Annotated in this window: 9 protein-coding genes; 2 read left to right on the plus strand and 7 right to left on the minus strand. The window is 45.0% G+C overall.

What is annotated here, in order from left to right; all coding sequences use genetic code 11:
• Positions 1-502, minus strand: a 502-nt coding sequence (locus V6C93_RS24845) for a DUF4388 domain-containing protein (protein ID WP_333479352.1), incomplete at its 3' end; no start/stop codon positions are given.
• Positions 503-827: 325 nt separating this feature from the next.
• Between V6C93_RS24845 and V6C93_RS24850 the strand changes: the two genes are divergently transcribed.
• Entirely contained in the window at positions 828-1985 is a 1158-nt protein-coding gene (locus V6C93_RS24850) for a DUF58 domain-containing protein (protein WP_333479353.1), read from the plus strand.
• A gap of 12 nt (positions 1986-1997) precedes the next feature.
• Here the strand turns inward: V6C93_RS24850 and V6C93_RS24855 are convergent, their stop codons facing one another.
• The 4 genes from V6C93_RS24855 to V6C93_RS24870 all read right to left on the minus strand — a co-directional run bounded on the left by V6C93_RS24855 (position 1998) and on the right by V6C93_RS24870 (position 4373).
• Positions 1998-2372, minus strand: coding sequence for a hypothetical protein (locus tag V6C93_RS24855; protein ID WP_333479354.1), 375 nt, complete (start codon positions 2370-2372; stop codon positions 1998-2000).
• Between the two features lie 255 nt (positions 2373-2627).
• Entirely contained in the window at positions 2628-3446 is an 819-nt protein-coding gene (locus tag V6C93_RS24860; RefSeq protein ID WP_333479355.1) for a hypothetical protein, read from the minus strand.
• A gap of 90 nt (positions 3447-3536) precedes the next feature.
• Entirely contained in the window at positions 3537-3713 is a 177-nt protein-coding gene (locus V6C93_RS24865; RefSeq protein WP_333479356.1) for a hypothetical protein, read from the minus strand.
• Between the two features lie 45 nt (positions 3714-3758).
• Positions 3759-4373, minus strand: a complete 615-nt coding sequence (locus V6C93_RS24870; RefSeq protein ID WP_333479357.1) for a helix-turn-helix domain-containing protein — start codon at positions 4371-4373, stop codon at positions 3759-3761.
• A 349-nt stretch (positions 4374-4722) separates the two neighbouring features.
• Between V6C93_RS24870 and V6C93_RS24875 the strand changes: the two genes are divergently transcribed.
• Positions 4723-5994, plus strand: a complete 1272-nt coding sequence (locus V6C93_RS24875) for a glycosyltransferase (protein WP_333479358.1) — start codon at positions 4723-4725, stop codon at positions 5992-5994.
• Between the two features lie 119 nt (positions 5995-6113).
• Here V6C93_RS24875 and V6C93_RS24880 read toward each other — a convergent pair whose 3' ends face one another.
• Together V6C93_RS24880 and V6C93_RS24885 are read right to left on the minus strand one after the other, a co-directional pair.
• Positions 6114-7733 carry a pentapeptide repeat-containing protein gene (locus tag V6C93_RS24880; RefSeq protein ID WP_333479359.1) on the minus strand — a complete coding sequence of 540 codons (1620 nt, stop codon included), beginning with the start codon at positions 7731-7733 and terminating at the stop codon, positions 6114-6116.
• A 122-nt stretch (positions 7734-7855) separates the two neighbouring features.
• The coding region (locus V6C93_RS24885; RefSeq protein ID WP_333479360.1) for an FHA domain-containing protein at positions 7856-8451 on the minus strand (596 nt) is incomplete at its 5' end.

Genomic DNA, 8451 nt, shown 5'->3' on the forward strand with positions numbered 1-8451 from the left:
CCGCCAGGGGCAACTTCCGTTTAGGAGGAGAAAAAACTTTTACGGCTCCTGCTGATATACTCAAGCCAGTCATTTCTCGCATGGGTAAAGGAACATTTTGGTCAAATCTAAATTGGCCCTTTTGGAGTTGAGACCAGGCACCCACTGGCTGCAATACCTGAAGGAAAAATAGTTGTTTAAGTTGAGAGTTTCTTAAGATTCCCAAATTTTTCAAGTGCAAGCCGAGTGCTTTATGAGTAGGACACAACTGAGCTAGTTTAGAAGCTACACGAGAGCTGAGCCACTGGCGTTGATGAATCAGCTTCACTAAGCCTCGATTATCTAACTGCCTAGCTGCCGCTACAAGGCGACCTCGATACACCGAGATATAAAAAACTGGCACTGGCTTCGCTTTGCCTATCGGTTCCATAGAAAGCGTTAACAATCCTGTTTTTTTCCCTCTCTCAATCAACTGAAGAATTTCTATTAAGGGAAAGTCTGTTAAATAACCTGCAAGGGACATAATTTTTAATTAATAAAGATAAAAAAATTAAATTTAGAATATTTAAGCTATATACGTTACAGGCTTAAACTATTCTAGATGCCCCACTGATAAGTAAGGAATTTTAAAAAGGGTTAAGGAAATTCACTTAATAAAAGGTTAAAATTTTTGAAGTTCAGGATTCTCATTCTGGGGGTAGAATAAGCCTCACCCTTAAGACGGAGTTCTCTACTAGATCAAAAGAGGAATAGCTTCTTCCTGAATTTGATCGCATAACAATTCAGATGGGAGGTGCCAACGCCTTGAATCCAATAGTAAAGAAATGTAAAGCCAGGATGGATGAAGTATGAAAATCATCGATCGCACCAATGACTGGCTCGAAACTCACTGGGTAACTCCCGCCTATGCCGGTTGCCTGTTAGCAGGAATCGCGCTCAGTTTTTTTGGAGCTGCCACCAATACAATGGCAGGGTGGCTCTATGTACTCAGTGGTCTGATCTTTGCGCTGTTGGTGCTAGCGGCTGTCCTGCCAGCGCGATCGCTCAAGTTAATTCAGATACGCCGACGTGCGATCGCACCCGTAAGTGCAGGCGACGAACTCAGCATTGAATTAGAAATCGAAAATCAAGCCCCTAAGGGCAAAACCTTACTGCAAGTTCGGGACGTTTTACAATCCACACTAGGGGCACCGAAGCAAACCTCAGTAGAAGCGATCGCGCCTCAAAGCGTCCATCGTTGGGTTTACTACTATCCCACCCAAAAACGAGGTATCTATCGGTGGCACGAAGTGCAGCTCAGAACGGCAACACCTTTAGGATTATTTTGGTGTCGTCGCAGTTGGCAAGCGCCAGCCAGAGCAATTGTCTATCCTACTGTTTTACCGCTCACCCATTGTCCCTTAGTGGATGAAATGGGTAGAGAAGATAGTGCTCAATTTTATAGCGATCGCCGTTCTCACGGTGCCACAGAAGACCTGACCAGAGGACTGCGACCCTACCGGGTCGGCGACCCCATCCGCCTCATCCACTGGCGCACTAGCGCCCGTTACGGTGAACTACAGGTGCGTGAATTAGAGGTCTTCACTGGCTCTCAAGAAATTATTATCTGTTTGGATAGCTCGACAGCTTGGCGTCCCGACGACTTTGAGCAGGCCGTTATTGCGGCTGCGTCGATGTACTTCTATGCGATGCGTAGTCAGCTAAACGTGAAACTTTGGACGCCCAAGACAGGGTTAGTGCATGGCAATCAAGTGGTTTTAGAAGTCCTTGCTGAAACGACGGCTGGAGAAGAGGCTGAGATGGATGCTCCATCCAATCTGCCCTTGATTTGGCTCACTCAAAATCCCGCTAGTCTCGACACCTTGCCTATGGGTAGTCGCTCCATGCTGTGGCCTTCCGTTTCATCAGTCTCTGACTCGGCAATACCAGGGAAGCGTAGTCATTTAGGCGTTCTCATCAACCCCGCGCAACCTCTACAACTCCAGCTTCAGCAATCATTTAAATAGATCACCGATGCCTTAAGCTCCAATTGATAAATTTTGACCGATTTGAGTTGAATTTTTGCCTAGCTGGTTAAAGCGATTCCTAGGCTGCAAACTGATTGAGCGCTTGAGCAGGCAATGGATGCTATTTTTAGGATAACGAGTTTGACTTTTTTCTTCCGGTCTTTCAACCTTAATCGGTTCCCAACCTTGCTCTCTATAGCGGGTTAACTGATTATTTAAATGCTCTTCTATCTTTTCAACACCACCTGCTAAAGTCTGAACACTGGTGAGTCCATCTTGGGTGATAAGTAATCTGACATTATTCCAGGACATTTCCTGAGGACTACCAACGTTTACACAACCTTTTGAAGCGGTAAGGTTTAGAGACAAGTACTCAGAGTAGAACATGTTTATTCCTTCAATTTGCGTCTGTAAATATATGTTACTGGCTTAATCTAGCGCTCTCACTCCGCCAATACTCTGAAAGTGGGTACGCCATTTAGCTTAGATCGTTGATGCTATTTCTTGATTGAAAGAATAAATCTTTAGCCTTTTTTGAGAGAATTTTATCCTCTAACTAAAGGCGCTCTCTTCCAGAATTAGAGAGGCTTTATTCTCAATTCCGGCGCAAATGTGGCTAACAACTAGAGCGCATTATGAGAGTTAGCAATGCGGCAGTTCCTGCCAAAATTCTTTTATGATGGCTTCCCACTGTTTTGAATAGGGCGGTTGGTTACTAAAGACACTTAATACAATCCTTTGAGTTCTACCTTTAGTGTAGTAGTTGTGAATGATTACTGAAGCGGTGTGCAACTGAGCAGATTCAGAAAGCCTTTCAGCAACGTTTATTTTCAAAAGCTGCTCACCAGAAACCTTTGGATAGACTTGCCCCTGGACTGCTTGCAAATTAGGCCAATGATAACGAGCCTTTTCACCCAGATCATTGTTGAACTGATATATCTCAATGACTGCTCCAGTAATAAGACTAATTTGATAAGCTGCTGAATCCTCATGGTACGGGTTAGGCACAGGAGTTCCTCCCATCCAACGGTGAACACAAAGTAGATCGATCCGCAAGGTTTGCTGAGATAAATCACATAGTGAGTGAATGACTTCACCGGGTAGCCACACCGGATTCGATCGCATCAGCAGTTGACCATCCGTTATCGAATATGCCGAAATTGCGTCACTTTGCACTGCCCAAAGGATTTGATCGGTTACTCGTAACGGATAGCCAGATGCTTCAGATTGCCACTGGATTGCGCCAGAGGCTAATGATCGGCTTACAATCTTTCCCTCGAGCGATCGATAAAACAAGCTAGATTCTAGCGGATCAACTGCAATCTGATAGGGTAATGTTTGGGCAACGGTTTCTCTGGGTGCTGGGTGAAGAAAGGTTGTAGGAGGTTGAGGGGGTTGCTCCTCGACAGCAGGCTTGCCTCTGCTGATCGCTCTTCGCCAATCGTTCAGCCACTTCAACATTTTATCAGCTCCTGTTTATTGGATTAGCACGCCAGATTTTCTAAATGCTTTCAAGTGATAAGTTTAGTGGTTTAGCTCACCCTTTAGATTTCACAATCCGTAGTAACTAAAGCCAATGAAGCTTTCAGAAAAAGGGGCTGATAGAGGTTCAAATCGATGAGAACAGCGGTATATTGCTGAAACACCTGGCACAAATTCGATCGTATCCTTATCGTCCTTTACAATCAACTGATGTTCAATGACGATTCGCTCATTTTCGTTTTGCATTCTTTTTACAGTGAAAAAATGTTTTTCCTAAGTTCCGCCAGCTAACTATAGAAGTTTGAAAGCAATTGCATGAGCCTCAGCCTCAGCAACACTCAATGTTTTGAGAATGATTTTAGCGATTTGCTCAGGATGATCTGGCGGTGTATGTCCTTCCAGAATGCTACGCATTGCCATCAGCCCTGTTCCTAAAATCAGATCGATCGCTGCCTGTACGCTATCAACCTGAAAACGGTTCAGTCGGATACCTGCCTCCAAGTCCGTCATCACGCCTCTTTCTATCGTTTCACTCAGTGGGGCTGCTACTAATCCAATTCGGACAATGAACCATCCCCAAGTGGAATCTCGAATCGCTTGGTGCAGAAATTGGCGAATTGCGATCGCCATTCGTTCAGCAGGGTCATCAATGCCCACAGATTGTGCCCAAATCTTTTGATTCATCTCATCACTCAAGGATGCAGCAACAGCTTTAAGCACATCCTCTCGTGTTTGGAAATAGTTATAAAACGTTCCCCTGGCAACAGATGCTTCCGCAATGATGTCGTCAATCGTCACAGCATCCGCCTCTTTTCGAGCAAATACCCTATAGGCTGCCTCAATCAGACTCGCTCGTGTCCGTTCCCGTTTTTCTAAACCAATTGATGCTCGACGAGATGGCTTCATAGGGCGGTACAAAGAGAGTCATAGTCTTAATCGTACCTTAAGGTTGACACTTTCATCAAAATGACACTAACATCAAATTGACCTTAATGTCATTTTAACAGCTCAAGCAATATAGCCCTTCTCGATTGGATCAGGTACACTCTGACCTCTCTGGAAAACCTCTCTCCTTGTAGGAGAGAGGCTTTGATTCTTACTCCCCTTCCCGCACTTCGTGCCGCTAAGAAAGCTATCGCGAATCGCTTCGCTAACGCTAACGTAGGGAAGGGGTTGGGGGTTAGGTTATTCTGATGTACCTCATGCAACTGAGAACTGCTATAGCCACCAATCACACGGAACAGGAGTCTCAGTGATGCGTATCGCTATCATTGCTTCGGGAAGTCAAGGTGATGTTCAACCTTATGTGGCTTTAGGAAAGGGCTTACAACAAGCAGGTCACACTGTGCGCTTACTGTCCTATGAAAACTTTGAAAACCTGGCTACTTCACAGGGTTTGGAGTTTTGGGCTGTTCCAGGTAATGTGCAAGAAATTGTTGAAAGCAAAGAAATGCGCGAGCTTTTGGAGAAAGGGAATTTCCTCGCCATTACGTCGTACACAGCAAAAGAAGCCCAACGAGCAGCAATCCGTTGGGCGAAGGAAGGTTTAGTCGCCTGTCAGGAAATGGATTTGTTGCTGGTAGGCGCTGGAGGACTATACATTGGTCTTTCATTAGCAGAAAAGTTGGGGCTGCCACTACTTCAAGCCCATGTCTTTCCCTTTACGCCTACCACAGCATTTCCCGGTATCCTTTTTCCCCAGTCCTTAGCTAGACTCGGAGGTTGGTTTAATCGTTGGTCACATCATTTGACCCAACAGATCTTGTGGCAGGGAGTCCGAAGTGCTGATCAGGTGGCGCGACAAGAAGTCCTTGACTTACCTCCAACCCCATTTTTCGGCTCTTACAATTCCCCCCATCTCCATCGCTACCCAACACTCTATGGTTTCAGCCCATCTGTGATTCCCAAACCGTCTGATTGGAATAATACTCATGTCACTGGCTATTGGTTTTTAGATGCAGCACCTGATTGGAAGCCACCCTCAGCACTGATGGAGTTTCTAGAAGGGGGTTCACCTCCTGTATATATCGGGTTTGGGAGTATGGTCAGTCGGAATCCAGAAGAAACCGCCGATTTAGTGTTGCAAGCTCTGGAACGAACGCAACAACGTGCGATTATGCTCTCTGGCTGGAGTGGTTTGCGTAAAGATAATTTACCGAGTACCGTTTACTTGGTAGATTCCGTACCCCATTCCTGGCTTTTCCCGCGTGTCGCGGCTGTTGTGCATCACGGGGGTGCTGGAACAACCGCCGCCGGACTCAGGGCAGGCGTTCCTTCGATTATCATTCCCTTCTTTGGCGATCAGCCCTTTTGGGGACGGCGTGTAGCGGAATTAGGAGTTGGGCCGGAACCGATTCCACGCAAGCAACTAACCCTTGAACGACTGGCACAAGCGATTCAAACCGCTTTGACCGAGCAAACGATGCGTCAACGCGCAGCCAATCTGGGGGCGAAAATCCGAGCCGAAGATGGGATTGCAAACGTAGTTGCTGTCATAGAAGAAATTGAAAAACGTGGGACTACCTAATGCAGCTCGTGGAATTTTTGACTAAAAATGCGATCGCTCCTTTGGGTGCGGGGATGCGATCGCATTTTCTTCTATAAAGCTACTAAGCTATCAGCGCTGACTCAGAAACTAAGCAAAGGTTACTCGTGAGTTGTGCCATCGGGCATAATTGTGCCACTGAGCTTTGCCCCCTCAAGTTTTGCCCCATCCAAATTTGCATCTTTTAGGTTAGCTTTTTCTAGGTTTGCGCCACTCAAGTCTGCCCCGCGCAAGTCGGTTGAAGTGAGGTTTGCTTGACTTAAGTTTGCTGAACGAAGGTCAGATGCACAGAGGTTGGCGTTGCTCAAATTTCCCCCACTCAAGTTCAAATTGCTTAGGGATACACCAAGTAGATTTGAGTCAGATAGGTTAGTGCCGCTGAGGTTGGCAGATCTAAATTGTGCGTTTTTCAGATTAGCTTGCCTTAGGTCAGCTGCACTTAGGTTCGCATATGAAAGGTTTGCCTGAGTCAAGTTTGCTCCACATAAAGTTGCCGCTGTCAGGTTGGCACAGTTAAGATTTACCTCGCTCAAGTTGGCTTGTCTCAAATTCGTCTGAAGGAGTTTTGCGCTCTCCAAATTTGCCTTAGTGAGGTCAGCCCCACATAAGACTGCTTCACTCAGATCTGTACCACTTAAGTTAGCACCAGCTAATTTCGCACTGTGGAGTGAGGCATTCGGAGCAATCAAATAAGCACCAGCTTTAACAGGGTCAAAATCTATGGGAAAAATTGTTTTTCTAGTGCAAAGCGCTTGCTTAAGATTAGCTCCCTGAAGGTTTACCCCTTCGAGGTTGGCCTCGAATAAGTCTGCATTACTAAGATTGGCATGGCTTAAGTCTGCACTGTTTAGCTTCGCATCCCTCAAATTTGCCCCATTGAGATTTGCCTGTTTAAGGTTTGCCATCTCTAAGTTGGATTGATAAAATTTAGCTCTATTCAAATTCGCATCATCTAAGTTAGCTTCTCTGAGATTCGCATTGTGTAATTGAGCATTACTCAAATCAGCTCCCTTGAAGCTGGCACCCATCAGATTGAGTCGGCTCCAATTAACATTCCTCAGGTTAGCTCCATTCAGATTTGCTTTACTTAGATTGGCAGAATACAGAGATGAGCTATTCAGATTAGTTCCAGCTATGTTAACACCTGTGAAATCTCTTTCTCCCTTATTATACTGCTGCCAAAATTCTTCAGCATAGATAGGTGTATCCTCACTCCCTTCTTCATCCGCATAGATTCTTTTGAGCAGCCACATCATTCTCTCTAGCTTGAATTCCTCATCACTGAAAGCTGTAGAAAATTCCTCCTGTTGAGTAGCAGCAGTGTCCTCTTCTGGTTCAACTTCAACAACATCAGTATTCAATTCAACTTCAGCTGAGTGACTCAACTCTGATTCAACCTCAGTATTTACTTCAGCTTCAACTGATGTGGGAAGTATTACATCAGTTACTTGGGTAAGCATTCGGCTGTTGGTACTATCAGCCCCAGAATCTACTATAGCTATCGTGCTAAATGCTATTCCGTTAGTCGTTGTAATATCATTCAACCCTTGACTCGAAGCTAGTTGCTGCTCAAAGCGCTGTTGTAGGTTATTAAATTTCCCAAGCAGTTCATCTAACTGGCGTTTAACCCCTACCGCATACTTCGCCGTAATATTTTGCCGTTCCTCAAGCTGGTTAATTTTTGAAATTAGGGCTGCTAAATCCTGTTCCGAGTTATCCATATTCATATCTCGCTAAGTTGGCTACTAAGTAGGTTTTATGATTATTCGTAGGATGGGTAGAGCGTAAGCGAAACCCATCAAGACATTGCAAATATTGGGTTTTGTATCTCAACCCATCCTAGTTAATTTTTGAACATCTTTTTAAGGTCGAACAGGTTGTAGTTCAAAATTTTCCCAGCGGTAAATAACTGATATCCAGCAGAGATTGCCCCAAACGCCAGAAGAAAAGAAAGAAGAGTCATGGACTGCAAAACAATGCCACCGCTGAGAAAAGCCATCACAACGCCTACCGTAATTAAAATCCATCCCAGGTTACGATTGGCACGACCATAAGTTAAGGTCAGAACTCCGGCTATAACTAACAGAACAGAACCCATAGCTGGAAGATACAGAATTGTAAAAGTACCCAAAACAACGCTGTAACTCAAAAATGCAAGACCTCCAAGCATTAGAGCTAATCCAACAAGCTTGGTGAAAAGAGCCACATGCTCTTCTTCCTCTTCCGCCTTGCTGGTAACCGGAGGAGTGTTGTTTGAGAGTTGAAACAAAAAGGTTACTTGGTTTTCTTTGCCGAGGTCTATCTTGTCTCCTAGCTTCAGCTTATGCTGAGTTAGAGATTGCAACAGTGATTCATTGAGATAGGTTCCGTTAGCACTCCCCAAATCTTCAATAAAGTAAGTATTTCCCTGAACCAAGATATGGGCGTGAATTCTTGAAA

This window comes from Allocoleopsis sp., assembly GCF_036703385.1.
In the GTDB taxonomy this organism is placed as follows: domain Bacteria; phylum Cyanobacteriota; class Cyanobacteriia; order Cyanobacteriales; family Coleofasciculaceae; genus Allocoleopsis.

Bases quoted from the DNA above. Each gene is read 5' to 3' on its own strand.
- V6C93_RS24880 (WP_333479359.1), bottom strand. From the start codon at position 7,733: ATGGATAACTCGGAACAGGATTTAGCAGCCCTAATTTCAAAAATTAAC.
- V6C93_RS24865 (WP_333479356.1), bottom strand. From the start codon at position 3,713: ATGCAAAACGAAAATGAGCGAATCGTCATTGAACATCAGTTGATTGTA.
- V6C93_RS24870 (WP_333479357.1), bottom strand. From the start codon at position 4,373: ATGAAGCCATCTCGTCGAGCATCAATTGGTTTAGAAAAACGGGAACGG.
- V6C93_RS24855 (WP_333479354.1), bottom strand. From the start codon at position 2,372: ATGTTCTACTCTGAGTACTTGTCTCTAAACCTTACCGCTTCAAAAGGT.
- V6C93_RS24875 (WP_333479358.1), top strand. From the start codon at position 4,723: ATGCGTATCGCTATCATTGCTTCGGGAAGTCAAGGTGATGTTCAACCT.
- V6C93_RS24850 (WP_333479353.1), top strand. From the start codon at position 828: ATGAAAATCATCGATCGCACCAATGACTGGCTCGAAACTCACTGGGTA.
- V6C93_RS24860 (WP_333479355.1), bottom strand. From the start codon at position 3,446: ATGTTGAAGTGGCTGAACGATTGGCGAAGAGCGATCAGCAGAGGCAAG.